Source organism: Streptomyces sp. NPDC048696, assembly GCF_043198895.1.
Lineage (GTDB): Bacteria > Actinomycetota > Actinomycetes > Streptomycetales > Streptomycetaceae > Streptomyces.
Genome location: NZ_JBICVJ010000002.1, coordinates 89,578 through 102,875, shown reverse-complemented (window position 1 = coordinate 102,875; position 13,298 = coordinate 89,578). Strand labels below are relative to the sequence as shown.

Sequence of the window (13,298 nt, the reverse complement as noted above, 5' to 3'; positions counted from 1 at the left end):
TGTGGCGCATCCGCGACGGTGCTCGGCCCCGGGCGCGCCGACGTGTGCGATCTTGGGACGGCGGGGGCGCGGAACGACCGGGGATTACGAGGGGGAGGCGTCATGTCGTCGTCACTGCTGGCGGGCCGGGTGGCTCTGGTGACGGGTGCGAGCCGTGGTATCGGCGCGGCCGTCGCCCGTGCCCTGGGCGCGCACGGCGCGTCCGTGGCCGTCAACTACCTCCGCAGCGCCGAGGCCGCCGCGCGCGTGGTCGCCGACATCGAGAAGTCGGGTGGCCGGGCGGTCGCGGTCGCGGGCGACGCGAGCGATCTGGCGCAGGTGCGGGCGATGGTGGCGACGGCCACGGCGGAGCTCGGCACCCCCGACGTCCTGGTCTGCAACGTCATGGTGGGCGCGGACCGGATCGGCGCGAAGGCCGGGGCGGCGCGGGCCGGGGCGAAGGCCGGGACGCCGGGCGGGAGCTTCATCGACACCCCCGACGGCATCGCCTCGGTACGGGACGCGGTCGCCTCCCAGCTCGACGCGACCCTCGCGTGCTGCCATGCCGTCATCCCCGGGATGCGCCGGGCGGGCGGCGGTTCGATCGTCCTGATCGGCGCCTCCACCACGCACAACCCGTACCCGGTACCCGTCGAGATAGCGGCGGCCAAGAGCGCCCAGGACGCCGTCGGCCGGTCCCTGGCAAGGGAGTTGGCGCCGGACAACATCCGCGTCAACACCCTCGCCCCGGGCTTCGTCCCCACGGACGCCAACGCGGGCCCGTTCCAGGCCACCCTGATCGCCCACACGGCCGAGGTCACCCCCTTGCCGAACCCGATCACGCCCGAGGACGTGGCGGACGCGGTGGTCCTCCTGACCAGCGACCTCTCCACCAAGATCACGGGCACGTTCGTGCCGCTGGACGGGGGCAGGACGCTGATCTGAGGGGCGCGTGCGGCTACCGGGTGGACGAAGGGGCGGTTGAGGGGGTTCCGGTGGCGTCCTGCGCCGCGGCGTCGCCAGGTCGGAGCGTGGCCAGGTAGTTCGCCACCGCGTCGCGGTTGCGGGTCAGGCAGTTGATGCGAGCCGTCATGCGGTCGCGGTGGAGTTCCAGGCCGGTGATCGTCTCCGGGGTCATGTCGGAGAGGTGGACGGTCCCGGGGTCGTCCAGGCACGGCAGGATCTGCTTGATGATCCTGGTCGGGAGACCCGCGTCGAGCAGGCCCCGGATCTGCAGGACCCGGTGGGGACTGGCGTCGTCGTACTCGCGATAGCCGTTCGGCGTGCGGTCCGCGCCGAGCAGACCCTGCTCCTCGTAATAGCGCAGCAGCCTACGGGGCGTGCCGGTGCGTTCCGACAGCTCTCCGATGCGCATTCCGCTCACCCCGTGTCCGTGTCCCGTCGCCCGGCTCCCGGGCGCTCCAACCTTCACATCCATGTGATGGTTCAAGCGTAACGCGCGCCGTGTGATCGGCTTGACCCTCACGTCACGTGAGGCAGCACGCTCGATCACGACGAAAGGCACCGCGATGAGTTACTCCGTCGGCCAGGTCTCCGGGTTCGCCGGGATCACCGTGCGCACCCTGCACCACTACGACACGGCGGGGCTGCTCACACCCAGTGAGCGCAGCCCCGCGGGCTATCGGCTCTACAGCGACGCCGACCTCGCACGGCTCCAGCAGATCCTCTTCTACCGGGAGCTCGGGTTCTCCCTCGACGAGATCGCCACGATCCTTCAGGACCCGGAGGCCAACGCCCTGGACCAACTGCGCGCCCGCCACAAGCGGCTGAGCGAGCAGATCGGCAAGCTCCAGCGGATGATGGACGTCGCCGAGCAGGCCATGGCCGTGCAGCAGACCGGCGTACGGCTCACACCGCAGGAGCGGTTCGAGGTCTTCGGGGAGATCGCCTTCGATCTCAGTTACGCCACCGAGGCGCAGCTCAAGTGGCAGGACAGCGAAAGCCACCGGCAGTCCATGGCCAGCGCCGCCGCCCACACGAAGGAGGACTGGGCGCGGATCATGGCCGAGGCGGCGGCGTGGCGCGAGAACCTGCTCGCCGCCTTCGACGACGGCCGTCCCGCCGAGTCGAAGGCGGGCATGGACCTCGCCGAGGAACACCGCCGCCACATCGCCCGCTGGTTCACCGCCTGCCCGCCCGAGATGCATCGGCGCATCGCCGACGACTTCGCCCGGGACCCGCGCGCCTTCGCGCTCATCGTGCCCGCGTCACAGCAACGGCCCGGCCTCGCCACGTATCTGCGTACCGCCGTGGAGGCCAACGCCGCACGTCATGCCGCCTCCGAAGGACACCTCACGTCCGACGGACACCACAAGGACAGCCATGAAGATTCTGATCACCGCTGCCGGATCGTACGGTGACATCGCCCCGTACACCGGTCTCGGCGCCCACCTCCGGCGCGAGGGACACGAGGTCGCGCTCGCGGCCCCGGCGTCGTTCGCTTCTCTCGTGAAGTCCGCCGGGCTCGAATTCCGGTCCCTGCCCGGCGACCCGCGGGCGACAGCCGTACCCGGGGACGGGGACGAGGGCGGGGCCGCGTCCCCGCCCGGCAAGCGTGCGCTGATGCGCGCGGCGGGCGCGTATGTGAAGGAGCTGGCCGGCGGGCTGGCCGACACCGTCGAGCAGGGCACCGAACTGATGCTGCTCTCCACGACCACGGCTCCGCTCGGCTGGCACATCACCGAGGCCACCGGGATACCCGGCCTCGGTGTCTACCTCCAACCGACCCACCCGACACGGGAGTTCGCCCCGGTGGTCGCGGGCGCCAAGTCGCTCGGGGCGTGGGGCAACCGGGCGATGGGACGCTTCTCGCTGCGGATGGTCGACCGCGTCTTCACCGAAGCCGTCAAGGACCTGCGCGCACGGCTCGACCTCCCCGCCGCGACGCCGGGCGAAGCGCGCCGCAGGGCCGAGTCCGACTGGACCGTACTGCACGGCTACAGCCCGGCCGTCGTGCCGCAGCCGGGCGACTGGCGCGACGGCCTCGAAACGGTGGGCAACTGGTGGCCGTACCACGCCCCGGACGCCGAACTCCCCGCATCCGTCGAGGACTTCCTCAGCTCGGGCCCGCCCCCCGTCCTCATCGGCTTCGGCAGCATGGCGGCGGGCGAGGGCGAACGCCTCGGCGAACTCTCCGTACGGGCCCTGCGCTCCGCGGGACTGCGCGGCATCCTCCAGACGGGCCAGGCCGGACTGCACGCCTCGGGCGACGACGTGCTCACCGTCGGCGAACTCCCGCACGCCCTGCTCTTCCCGAGAGTGGCGGCGGTCGTCCACCACGGGGGAGCGGGCACGACGGCGGCTGCCCTGCGCGCCGGGGTGCCCGCGGTGCCGGTGCCGGTGACGGCCGACCAGCCGTTCTGGGCGGCCCGCCTCACCGCCCTGGGCGCGGCGCCGTGCGCCATCCCGTTCAAACGCCTCACCGCCGAGCGCCTCGCCGACGCACTCGGCCGGGCCGTGCGCGACCCCGCCCACTCGCGTGCGGCGGGCGAGCTGTCCCGCCGTATGGCGGGGGAGGACGGGGCGGGCCGAGTGGCGTGGGCGGTGGCCCGGCCGGCCGGGTGACGCCCGGCTCGTGACTACGTGAAGTGGTGCGCGCGCCGTTCCAGAACGGCCAGCGCCCGCTCCGCCCAGCGGATGTTCTCCTGCTCGAACGCGCGGCCCCGCATCAGGGTCAGATACGGGCCGACGCGTTCGGCGCCCGCGAGGAAGTCGTCCTCGGTCCGCCCGTCGAGCAGCCGGGTGCGCAGCCGGTCGTAGCGGGCCAGCTTGGCCCGTGCCCACTCCAGTCGTTCGGCGATGGAGGCACGCACGGCCTCGGCGTCACCCGCGTCCACGGCCTGCACTTTGACCAGGAGTTCATCGCGGATCGCGCTGGGCCTCGGCGGCTCGGCGGTGAACGACCGCAGTGCCGCGTACCCGGCGTCGGTGAGGGAGAACAGGCGCTTGTTGGGCCGCCGTTCCTGCTGTACGACCCGGGCCTCGATCAGGCCGCCGGACTCCATCCGGTCGAGTTCGCGGTAGAGCTGCTGCGGGGTCGCCATCCAGAAGTTGGCCACGGACGCGTCGAACCCCTTGGCCAGGTCGTACCCCGAGGCCTCGCCTTCAAGGAGCGCGGCGAGGACCGCGTTGCGCAATGCCATCGCGCCAAGCTATCACTTGTATGAATAGGTGAGTATGCGAGTAATCAACTTGATGACCGATTTTCTCGTGATTGCCTTGTGTCTTTGCCTACCGTGGGTGCGCCGGTGCGGGTGCGGCCCGTGTGTTGATCGTGAACGTGGCGCCGTCGGGGTCCCGGACCGTCGCCCACGGGCCGGTGGTGCCGGTGCCCTGGTCGATCACCACGCCGCCGTGCGCACGGGCGGTCGCCGTCTTGGCGGGGACGTCCGACGTCACGAAGTGGACCTCCCAGTGCGGACGGAGCGTGGGGTCCGGTGCCGCTTCGAGGGCGCCGGAGCTGAGGCGGGCGACGATGTGGCCCGCGTGCCGCAGCACGACCTCGTCGGCCTCGTACTGGACGTCGCAGCAGCCCGGCCGCTCGTTGGCCCAGTCCAGGACCTCTCCGTAGAAGATCGCCGACTCGAAGGCGTTACGGGTGCGCAGCCGCAGCCACGCGGGCTCCCGGTCGCGCCAGGACTCCCAGTCGGCGACGAGCTTGCCCTGCCAGATGCCGAACACGGCGCCGTCCCGGTCGGCGGCGAGCGCGCCGCGGCCGGTCTGGAAGGAGACGGGGCCCACGGCGACCGTGGCGCTCCGCTCGCGGATGCGTCCGGCGGTCGTGTCGGCGTCCTCGACCGCGAAGTAGGGCGTCCAGGCGACCGCCACCTGCAGTTCCGGCGCCAGGGCTCCGATACCGGCCACCGGCTGGCCGTCGTCGAGGGCCACCCGGAACTGCTCGCCGAGCCGTCCGGTCCGGAACGTCCAGCCGAACACGGCCCCGTAGAAGTCGAGTGCGGGAGTGAGGTCCCGTGCCATGAGGCTCACCCAGCACGGCGCCCCGAACACCGCCGCGCTCGATGAGGCCTTGGAATCCGGGACTGTGGTTGTCCTGTCCATCGCTGATGCCGATCGCTATCGCTTGACGGCTTCCTGCCTCACCATCTTCCCGCAAAACGGACGTCTCGCATCCAGTCACCTCAGATGTCGACTACGTTGCGTGATGAATGGGGTGGATCGATGACTTTCAGTTACTTTCGAGGGCTCGCTCGGCGGGGACGCGGCCGCGGGCGGCGCGCTGGTAGCTGGCGCCGTCCCTGGTCCGGGTCAGCAGGCCTGCCGTGATCAGGTAGCGGCGCAGCGCCGGGTAGTCGTCGTGCACGGTGAGCAGCGCGTCGTTGACCTCGCGCTCGGTGTAGGTGACGTCCGGCTCGAACAGCGTCTCCTGGAGGTGCGCGAGCAACTGCTCGCGGCGGGCCGCCTTGCGGGGGATCGCCGTCAGGCGCCCCTGCGAGAAGAGCGCGGCCACACCGTGGGACGCCGCTCGGGAAGTGCTGGTCGTGTTCTCGGACATGGCCGGAAGCCTGACGTACCGGTTGTCGGCCCGGCAACGTATTTTTGCCGGGAGGGGGCGGTGCCGGGGGCTCGGTCGGTATGCGCGCGAGGGTCGGCGGCGGGCGGTGACGGCCGCGAAATAGCGGGCCCCGTGCGACAGTTGAAGAGAAACGGGGAGCGGGATGGCCGAAGCTTTGCTCGACGCCGTACGAACATTTGTGCCATGCTCGCGCCCCGGTCGGACGTCTGGCACGGCGGGGGTGTGAGATGGGGCTGGTGAGCGAGTTCAGTACCGCGTCCGTGCCCGCGGCGGAACGGTTCGCGCTCTGGACGGAGTTGGCCGGACAGACGCACGTACGCAACTGGCTGCGCAGTGAGTCGGCGCGGGACTTCCATGCCTCGCTGCGCGTGCTCGACCTGGGCGATGTGCGGGTGTCGACGTTGACGTACCCCAGTGTGGAGATCAGCCGCACACCGAAGCTGATACGGCAGGACGACCCCGAGGTGTACCAGGTGAACGTCCTCATGTCGGGGCGCGGCCGGGTCTCGCAGGGCGGGCGCGACGGAGTGCTGCGGGCCGGGGAGCTGGTGGTCGTGGACAGCGGCCTGCCGTTCGAGGGCGGGTTCGACGGCGAGTTCTCGTCCATGACGGTGGTCCAGCTGCCCCGGACCCGGCTGCCGCTGCCCGGGGACGTCGTCCAGCGTGTGACCGCGACGCCGATCGCCGCTGACCGCGGGATGGGCGGCGTGTTCGGGCGCTGGCTCGCCGACCTCGACGCCCGCGCGGACGAGTGCGCCGCCGACGACATCCCGGCCCTGGCGTCGGTGACGATCGACCTGCTGGCCGCCGTGCTCGGCCGTCGGCTGGCCGTGGAGGACCAGATGACGCCGGAGTCGCGCAAGCAGGCCCTGCGCGTCGAGGTCTGCGACTTCATCGACCGGCATCTGAGCGACCCCTCCCTCACCCCGGCGACCGTCGCCGCCGCGCACCGGATGTCCCTGCGCCAGCTCCACCAGATCTTCGACTCGCGCGGCATGACCATCGCCGCCTGGATCCGCTCCCGGCGGCTCGAACGCTGCCGCCGCGACCTGACCGACCCGGGCCTGCGCCGACGGCCGGTGTACGCCATCGGCGCCCGCTGGGGCTTCATCGAACCGGCCCACTTCAGCCGGGCCTTCCGCACCGCCTACGGAATCAGCCCGCGTGAGTATCGCGAGGCAGCCCTGAACCGCTGAGCGGGCCGCCCGTGCGGGAGTGGTAGTAGAGGAAGCCGTACTCGTCGCACCAGCAGGCGTCGCCGGTGAAGTTCCAGCCGTTGCGCACGTAGTCGCGCTGGCGCTCGTCGTCGAGATAGCGGCAGCCCGTGGGCCCCTTGACGGCCAGGGCGCCGACCTCGCCGTGCGGGAGCGGGCGCCCGGACTCGTCGACGATCGCGATGAGATAGCCGGGCACGGGCCGGCCGATCGCGCCGGGACGGATCCAGGCCTCCTCGCCGCGCATCGCGACGAAGATGTGGAACATCTCGGTGGAGCAGAGCCCGTCGACGAGTCCGCTGCCGGTGCGCCGCTTCCACATCCGGCGGGTCTCGGTCGGCAGCGGCTCACCGGCCGACACGCTCTCACGCAGCGAGGACATGTCGTAGGTGCTCCGCTCGGCACAGACCGCGCGATAGACGTCCGGGGCGCCGAAGCACACGGTCGCCTTGAACTTCGAGATGGAGCGGGCGAGTTGGCGGGGCGTGGGATCGTCGAGGAGCACCGTCGTCGCGCCCACGTACAGGGGGAACAGGAGCAGCCCGCCGAGGCCGTACGTGGAGGTCAGCGACGCGGAACCGATGAAGCGGTCTTCGCTGGTGGCGCGCAGGGTGTGCCGGGGGAAGGAGTTGCACGCGGCCATGACGTCGCGGTGCGAGTGGACGGTCGCTCTCGGCGTTCCCGTGGTGCCGGAGGTGAAGGCGATCAGGCACGGATCGGTCGCGGCGGTGTCGACCGGGAGCGACCAGTCCGGCTTGGCCGCCATGGCCTGTTCCAGCGTGGTGTCGGCGCCCGCCTCCGTCTCGTCGGGGTCGCCGAGAAAGTACATCGTCCGGGGCGCCCGGCCCGCCGCCGGCTCGGAGCGCAGCGCGGACTCGCACAGGACATGCGTGACCCGCGCCTTGTCGATCACGTGGGCAAGCGCTTCACCCCGCAGTGACGGGGGCGCGGCCACCACGATCCCGCCCGCCCTGACGACCGCGAGCCAGATCGCCGCCAGCATGGGGGTGTTTCTCCCGCGCAGCAGCACCCGGTTGCCGGGCACGAGGTCCATCTCCTCGGTGAGCACATGGACGATACGGGAGACCTCGGCGGTGAGCTGCCCGTACGTCCAGTGCACGCCGTGCGGCGACAGCACGGCGAGACGCTTCGCCCGGTCCAACGACCCGGCGCCGTCGAGAAGTTCCCACGCGCAGTTCAGCCGCGCCGGGAAGCGCAGGTCGGGCATCCCGAGGAGCAGGTCGGGCTGGAGCGGGGCGGGCGGTAAGTTGTCCCGCACGAAGGTGTCGGTGTGGGCTGATCCGTGGTCTGCTGGCGATGGGGTGTTCAACTGCCTGCCCCTCCTGGTCGGCTTGTGCCTCATTCAACGAGGCCCGACTTGAGATGTCCTTGACGATGCGTGCACGCACGTTGCCGGATCGTGCACGCCCGCCCGGCCGCACCTGGTGGGACGCGTGGCGACTCGTCCGGGCGGCGGCAGGTGCCCGTGGTCGTGAAAGCGCAAACCACGCTTTCCGGTAGCCGTGAGGAAACGTTTGATCACGGTGGGTGACCTCTAATGTGATCTTCGTTCGCGCCTTCGCGCGTCCGTTTCCTGTCCTGTTCCTGCCTCGAAGCTCTCCGAAAGGCTTACTCCATGCGCTTTCGCACCTCTGCCGCAGCTGTCGCGGCCGCTTCCTTCGCGTTCCTGCTCGCCGTGTCGGGCACGGCGAACGCCGCGACGGGCGACTTCTCGTACAAGTACGTCGGCCTGAACGGCCAGCCGCAGTCGGTCACGTTGCACGGCCCGGTGAGCGGCGACTGCATCACGCTCGCGGAGGTCGCGGACCCGAACGCCACCGAGCCCGCTTTCGCTCCGCACAACGACACCGACGAATGGGCGATCGTGTACACCAACACGGACTGCACGGGCGACTCCTGGACGCTGCGTCCGCACGGCAGGCCCGCCTCCGACCGCCTCAAGCTCCGGTCGGTGTTCCTCTCTCAGCGCTGAACAGCCCGGCCCGCGGGCCTGAGTGTGCCCAGGCGGACTCGGGCCTGCGGGCCTGCGTGCCTGCTTCGTCGAGCGCGGCTCCGGGTGGGCGCGTCGGGAAGGTGCGGACCCGGCGCGGCGGTCTCGCAGTTCGAATACTTGAACTTCCCTCGAACGGTGGGGAGTCGACCCGATTCCCGCCGGGAACACCTTTCAGTACAGACCGACTCACCGGTTCCCCGCACGCTGATCCCCAGCGCGAGTCATCCCCCCAAGGCTCATCCCCCCACACGCGAGCCCCGCCCCCAGGGGCTCAGCTCTGGAGACCCCCATGCCCGAACTCTGGCTTCCCGGTGCCCAGCGCATCGACGTGGGCGACCACGCCCCCACCGACTCCGGATATCCCGCCAAGGCGATCGCCCACATCACCTGGGACAAGAACGCCACCGCCGCCCACCCACAGGACCAGGTGCCGTACGCGAACCTCCAGGACTGGTTCGGCCGCAACCCCGACGGCAAGTCGTCCGCCCCGCACCTGCTCTGGTCACCCTTCACCGGGGCATTCACCCAGTTCTTCCCGGCGAACTCACGCTCGAAGTCCCTCGTCGACTTACCCGGCGGGACCCGTACCAACAGAGCGGGCTCGGTGGTCATCCAGATCGAGGCGCACTTCTTCCCGTACTGCCGGGTGAACGGCAAGGTCTACGCCCGGCTCGTCGACACCCCGTGCGTCGGCTGGGCGGGGCTGAACGCGTGGGTGCGCTCCTGGGGCGTGCCCGACACCTGGCCGATGGGGCGGCCGGTCGACTTCACCTCGAACCGCGACGAACACATCTGGGAGACCCGGGGCGGGTGGTACGGCCACCAGCAGGTTCCGGAGAACGACCATCAGGACCCCGGCTCCTGGCCCTGGTTCATCGGTGGGCCGCCGCCCCCGGCCGGGCAGGTGTCGCTGGCGCACGTCATCGCCGCGGCTCAGCGCGATCCGGGCCTTCCGCAGGGCGGGACCACGTACAAGGCGGACGTCCTGATCGTGGAGCGCGCCCTCAACGCGGAAGGGCTGCTCGACGCGGCCTGGGTGGACGGCTCCTTCGGGACCAAGACCAGGACGGCGTACGCCGCTTGGCAGAAACGTTGCGGCTACTCGGGTCCGGACGCGGACGGGATCCCCGGCCGTGACTCCCTCACCCGGCTGGGCGCGCGCCACGGCTTCACCGTGGTCTGATCCGGCCCCGCGCCGGGGATCCCGGGGGTGACGGCCCCGTCGGCGGCCACCGCCACCCCCGCTGCCCGGCCCCGGCCGGGCGACTGCCCCGGACGGGATCAATTTCGGCCCCTCAGCCGTACCGGACCTGCCGTCGACGAGCCGAGCGCCTAGGCTCGTGGCCGTGCTGCGCATCGTGGATCATCTGGCCGGACCGGGACCGCTGCGGGTCTGTGCCCATGTGCCGGTGGGCGAAGGACCGGGTGAGCTGACGGGGCTGCGGGTGCTCCTGGCCGCCGACGTGCTGGGCCGTGTGGTCGAGCTGCGGGGCAGAGCCGTGCTCACCGGCTGGACCGGCCCCGACGTCCCCTCGGCCGACGCGGCCGGCATCCGTCCGGCCGACGCCACCGGCACCCCCGAGGAGATCGCCGAGGCCCTGCACGGCCCACCGGCCGTGCAGTTGACCAGCCGGGCGTACGAGGGCGGGGGCGGCGCGTGTCTGCGGATCGCCGAGGCGCGCATGACCGAGCCCGCGACCGGCCCGGCGGACCCGGACGCGCTCGCCGTACGCCTCGTGCTGCTCGGCAGTCCGTACCACGAACCCGTCGAGGTCACCGCCGAAGCCCTCGACGAGGCGGATCTGCGGCTCTCGCGATGGCGGCGCGCCGTGGCCGGGTGGGCCGAGCACCCGTCCAAGCCCCTCCACGCCGACCTCGTGCGCACCGCCCGCGCCGCGCTGGAGGACAGCCTCGACGCGGCCGCCGTGCTGCGGCTCCTGGACGAACTGGAGACGGCGGCCGACGTGGCGCCGGGTGCCAAGTTCGAGACGTTCGCCCGGCTCGACCGTGTCCTCGGCCTCGAACTGACCCGTGAGATCGGCCGCTCGCCCGCCGGGGCCCGGGCATGAGGCCGCTGCGGCGGCTCGTGGTCCTGCGGCACGCCAAGTCGGCCTGGCCGGAGGGCGTGCCCGACCACGAACGGCCGCTGGGGCCGCGCGGGCTGCGCGACGCCTCGGCGGCGGGCCGATGGCTGAGCGCGGCGGACTGCCTGCCCGACCTGGTGCTGTGCTCCACCGCCCGCCGCACCCGCGAGACGTGGGAGCTCGCGGCCGCCGAACTGGGCAGCCCACCGCCGGCCCGCCACGACCCCCGCCTCTACGCGGCCGAGGACCGCGACCTCCTCGATGCCGTGCGCCAAGTCCCCGACATCATCGGGACGTTGCTCCTGGTCGGGCACAACCCCGGTGTCCAGGACCTGACGCTGCTGCTCACCGGCGAGGCGCTGGGCGACACCCTGGACCGGGCCCGGACCAAGTTCCCCACCTCGGCCATCGCGGTGCTGACCTGGCGCGGGCCCTGGGCGGTGCTGGCCCCCGGCACCGCCCTGCTGACCGACTTCGCCGTCCCGCGCGGACAGCGGCCCTGAACGCCGGTCAGACCAGCGAGCGGCACAGCAGCGCGTCGGGGCGGCCCCGGTGGCCGATGGCGTTGGTGTAGGCGAGCCCCGCCGCGTACTCGTCGGACGCGCACTGCCCCTTGTAACTGCCGTACGCGAAGTCGCCGCCGGGACCGCCGGGCGGGCGGCTGTCGCCCCGGTCGAACCAGACCGTACGGGACGTGCCCGCGAGCGTCCTGCGGGCGGGCGCGCAGAGCGCGGCGGAGACCGCGTCTGCCCGCAGGCTGTAGCCGAGCAGGAACTGGCCCTGTGGACACTGGAGTTTGCTGTACCCCGAGGCCCAGTCGCCGCCCGGAGGTACGTACCGCTCGTCGCGCACCACGCTCTGGACGGGGTCCGACGTGCGCAGATCCCCGCCGGTCGCGGTGTCCGTGCACAGCCCCCGGCCCTGGGTGTGGCTGATGCCGATGAGCCGTTCGCCGTCGGGGCAGACCGCCTTGCGCGCCCCGCTGTCCCAGTCGCCCAGGGCCCGTACGCGCAGTGATTGGACGGCGTCGCTGTGGTCGGTGGTGAGCATGTGCCAGGCGGCAACGGGTGGGACGTAACCGGACTTCTGCGGGGCGGTCATCAGCCCGTGCCATGCGTCGGCCCGCCAGTCGGGGCCGTCCAGGAGCCCGGAGCGGTGCCCGTCCCGGTCGTAGCGGAGCAGCGCCCAGCTGTCCCCGCCCGGCCGCCCCTGGCCGTCCGTGCTCCAGCCGACGAGCGGCCAGTACGCGAAGTCCGCGTCGGCGGTGGTGAGATAGCCGGTGAGGTGTCCGAACCAGGCGCGCGCGGCCGCTCCGCCCTCGTCGGAGCCGACACCGAACTCGCTGATCCACACGGGCGCGGTGAAGTGCTGCCCGCTCTCGGCCGAGACGTAGAACGCCTCGTCGTGCAGGGCGGCTTCCAGCTGGTCGGGGGTGAGGTCCTGGTAGCGGGGGTCATGGGTCTCGCCGAGGCCGGTGGCGCCGCTGTGGTGGGGGCCGGTGTAGCCGTAGAAGTGGGCCGAGTAGACGAGTTTTCCGGAGACCACGAGGGTGTGCGAGAGCGTGCGTACGGGGGTGAGGAGCGGGCGGCCGTGGGGGAGGCCGTCGGCGGGGATGCCGGTCCAGTTGATGCCCTCGACGATGATGAGGAGGTTCGGATCGGCCTCGGCGAGGATGCGGTCCCCGGCCTCCTGCGCGGCGGCGAACCAGTCGTGGCCGTCGCCCAGGCCCCAGTTGGGGTCGTCGAGGATGTCGCGGCGCACCTCGTTGTAGAGGTCGGCGCCCACCACACGGCTGTTGTCCCGGTAGCGGCGGGCCATGAACACCCAGTCGTCGGCCCATTGCCGGGTGGTCTGGCGGCTGTTCCAGCGCTCGTTGCCGTCGACGCCGCAGCACCAGCGGGTGGTGTTGGTGTGGTTGTTGAGGACGACGGCGAAACCGTCGGCGGTCAGCGCCGCCACCACCGCGTCGTAGACCTGCAAGGGCGTCTTGCCGCGCAGCCCGGGGTTGGCGGCGACGGCGGAGTCCGGCACCGGGGCGGTGGTGTGGATCATCTCGTTGGAGAACGGCAGGCGGACGCTGTTGATGCCCAGGGCGTGGAAGTCGCCCAGGAGCGAGGGGATGGCGACGCGGTCCAGGCCGAGCGGGATGCCGTGGGAGTCCTGGCCGCTGTGGTGAGTGGCCGGGTCGTTCACATCGCCCGAGCCGGTCCAGGAGCCCTGCGCCCCGTCCCAGTTGGCCGATTTGAGCCGGAACCGCTTGCCGTCGGCGTCCACGATGTAGCGCCCCCGGGTGGACAGCGGAGCGGTCCACGCCCCGGCCTCCTGAGTCGCGGCGGACGGGGCGGGGCGGGACGAGGCGGAGGTCGCGGCCGCGCCGGGGACGGCGACGCCCGTCAGCACCACCAGGCCTGCCACCAGTGCGCGGCACACCGCGCGTACGAACGTCTTCACGT

The 13,298-nt window shown here is 71.9% G+C and carries 14 protein-coding genes; 8 read left to right on the top strand and 6 right to left on the bottom strand.

Annotation, left to right across the window (positions count from 1 at the left end):
* Positions 1–102 precede the first annotated feature (102 nt).
* On the top strand, positions 103–924 hold the full coding sequence (locus tag ACGFRG_RS03560; RefSeq protein ID WP_393260987.1) for an SDR family NAD(P)-dependent oxidoreductase: 822 nt from the start codon (positions 103–105) through the stop codon (positions 922–924).
* A gap of 13 nt (positions 925–937) precedes the next feature.
* Here the strand turns inward: ACGFRG_RS03560 and ACGFRG_RS03555 are convergent, their stop codons facing one another.
* Complete coding sequence (locus tag ACGFRG_RS03555; protein ID WP_361418008.1) at positions 938–1,354, bottom strand: MerR family transcriptional regulator; 417 nt, start codon at positions 1,352–1,354, stop codon at positions 938–940.
* Between the two features lie 154 nt (positions 1,355–1,508).
* Between ACGFRG_RS03555 and ACGFRG_RS03550 the strand changes: the two genes are divergently transcribed.
* Together ACGFRG_RS03550 and ACGFRG_RS03545 are read left to right on the top strand one after the other, a co-directional pair.
* Positions 1,509–2,360, top strand: coding sequence for a MerR family transcriptional regulator (locus ACGFRG_RS03550; protein WP_393260985.1), 852 nt, complete (start codon positions 1,509–1,511; stop codon positions 2,358–2,360).
* Positions 2,323–3,564 carry a glycosyltransferase gene (locus ACGFRG_RS03545; RefSeq protein ID WP_393260983.1) on the top strand — a complete coding sequence of 414 codons (1,242 nt, stop codon included), beginning with the start codon at positions 2,323–2,325 and terminating at the stop codon, positions 3,562–3,564. Before ACGFRG_RS03550 ends, ACGFRG_RS03545 begins: the two co-directional genes overlap by 38 nt.
* 14 nt (positions 3,565–3,578) lie before the next feature.
* Here ACGFRG_RS03545 and ACGFRG_RS03540 read toward each other — a convergent pair whose 3' ends face one another.
* The 3 genes from ACGFRG_RS03540 to ACGFRG_RS03530 form a co-directional block, all read right to left on the bottom strand.
* Positions 3,579–4,142, bottom strand: a complete 564-nt coding sequence (locus tag ACGFRG_RS03540) for a PadR family transcriptional regulator (RefSeq protein WP_393260981.1) — start codon at positions 4,140–4,142, stop codon at positions 3,579–3,581.
* 88 nt (positions 4,143–4,230) lie between these two features.
* Complete coding sequence (locus ACGFRG_RS03535; RefSeq protein ID WP_361417996.1) at positions 4,231–5,058, bottom strand: VOC family protein; 828 nt, start codon at positions 5,056–5,058, stop codon at positions 4,231–4,233.
* A 127-nt stretch (positions 5,059–5,185) separates the two neighbouring features.
* Complete coding sequence (locus ACGFRG_RS03530; protein ID WP_393260978.1) at positions 5,186–5,512, bottom strand: DUF2087 domain-containing protein; 327 nt, start codon at positions 5,510–5,512, stop codon at positions 5,186–5,188.
* 248 nt (positions 5,513–5,760) lie between these two features.
* On the opposite strand from ACGFRG_RS03530, the gene ACGFRG_RS03525 reads away from it, so the two are divergent.
* The gene (locus ACGFRG_RS03525; RefSeq protein ID WP_361417990.1) at positions 5,761–6,729 is read left to right on the top strand and encodes a helix-turn-helix domain-containing protein; all 969 of its coding nucleotides are present in this window, start codon (positions 5,761–5,763) and stop codon (positions 6,727–6,729) included.
* Here the strand turns inward: ACGFRG_RS03525 and ACGFRG_RS03520 are convergent.
* Positions 6,689–8,026, bottom strand: coding sequence for an AMP-binding protein (locus tag ACGFRG_RS03520; RefSeq protein ID WP_393260976.1), 1,338 nt, complete (start codon positions 8,024–8,026; stop codon positions 6,689–6,691). The two genes, ACGFRG_RS03525 and ACGFRG_RS03520, sit on opposite strands and share 41 nt — an antisense overlap.
* A gap of 357 nt (positions 8,027–8,383) precedes the next feature.
* Here ACGFRG_RS03520 and ACGFRG_RS03515 point away from each other — a divergent pair, with 357 nt between their 5' ends.
* From ACGFRG_RS03515 to ACGFRG_RS03500, 4 genes are all read left to right on the top strand, one after another.
* Positions 8,384–8,740: a hypothetical protein gene (locus ACGFRG_RS03515; protein WP_361417984.1), complete on the top strand. Its 357-nt coding sequence runs from the start codon at positions 8,384–8,386 to the stop codon at positions 8,738–8,740.
* 310 nt (positions 8,741–9,050) lie between these two features.
* Positions 9,051–9,944, top strand: coding sequence for a peptidoglycan-binding domain-containing protein (locus ACGFRG_RS03510; protein WP_361417981.1), 894 nt, complete (start codon positions 9,051–9,053; stop codon positions 9,942–9,944).
* A 163-nt stretch (positions 9,945–10,107) separates the two neighbouring features.
* Positions 10,108–10,830, top strand: a complete 723-nt coding sequence (locus ACGFRG_RS03505) for a hypothetical protein (protein ID WP_393260972.1) — start codon at positions 10,108–10,110, stop codon at positions 10,828–10,830.
* The gene (locus ACGFRG_RS03500) at positions 10,827–11,348 is read left to right on the top strand and encodes a histidine phosphatase family protein (protein ID WP_361417976.1); all 522 of its coding nucleotides are present in this window, start codon (positions 10,827–10,829) and stop codon (positions 11,346–11,348) included. The genes ACGFRG_RS03505 and ACGFRG_RS03500 overlap by 4 nt, the downstream gene beginning before the upstream one ends.
* Positions 11,349–11,355: 7 nt before the next feature.
* Here the strand turns inward: ACGFRG_RS03500 and ACGFRG_RS03495 are convergent, their stop codons facing one another.
* Positions 11,356–13,296 (bottom strand): glycoside hydrolase family 5 protein, encoded by a 1,941-nt coding sequence (locus ACGFRG_RS03495; protein WP_393260970.1) that lies wholly within the window; start codon positions 13,294–13,296, stop codon positions 11,356–11,358.
* Positions 13,297–13,298 lie beyond the last annotated feature (2 nt).

What these genes read in the sequence shown, in the direction of transcription:
- ACGFRG_RS03535 (WP_361417996.1), bottom strand. Translation starts at nt 5,058, where the DNA reads ATGGACAGGACAACCACAGTCCCGGATTCCAAGGCCTCATCGAGCGCG.
- ACGFRG_RS03550 (WP_393260985.1), top strand. Translation starts at nt 1,509, where the DNA reads ATGAGTTACTCCGTCGGCCAGGTCTCCGGGTTCGCCGGGATCACCGTG.
- ACGFRG_RS03525 (WP_361417990.1), top strand. Translation starts at nt 5,761, where the DNA reads ATGGGGCTGGTGAGCGAGTTCAGTACCGCGTCCGTGCCCGCGGCGGAA.
- ACGFRG_RS03510 (WP_361417981.1), top strand. Translation starts at nt 9,051, where the DNA reads ATGCCCGAACTCTGGCTTCCCGGTGCCCAGCGCATCGACGTGGGCGAC.
- ACGFRG_RS03560 (WP_393260987.1), top strand. Translation starts at nt 103, where the DNA reads ATGTCGTCGTCACTGCTGGCGGGCCGGGTGGCTCTGGTGACGGGTGCG.
- ACGFRG_RS03545 (WP_393260983.1), top strand. Translation starts at nt 2,323, where the DNA reads ATGAAGATTCTGATCACCGCTGCCGGATCGTACGGTGACATCGCCCCG.
- ACGFRG_RS03555 (WP_361418008.1), bottom strand. Translation starts at nt 1,354, where the DNA reads ATGCGCATCGGAGAGCTGTCGGAACGCACCGGCACGCCCCGTAGGCTG.
- ACGFRG_RS03515 (WP_361417984.1), top strand. Translation starts at nt 8,384, where the DNA reads ATGCGCTTTCGCACCTCTGCCGCAGCTGTCGCGGCCGCTTCCTTCGCG.
- ACGFRG_RS03540 (WP_393260981.1), bottom strand. Translation starts at nt 4,142, where the DNA reads ATGGCATTGCGCAACGCGGTCCTCGCCGCGCTCCTTGAAGGCGAGGCC.
- ACGFRG_RS03530 (WP_393260978.1), bottom strand. Translation starts at nt 5,512, where the DNA reads ATGTCCGAGAACACGACCAGCACTTCCCGAGCGGCGTCCCACGGTGTG.
- ACGFRG_RS03500 (WP_361417976.1), top strand. Translation starts at nt 10,827, where the DNA reads ATGAGGCCGCTGCGGCGGCTCGTGGTCCTGCGGCACGCCAAGTCGGCC.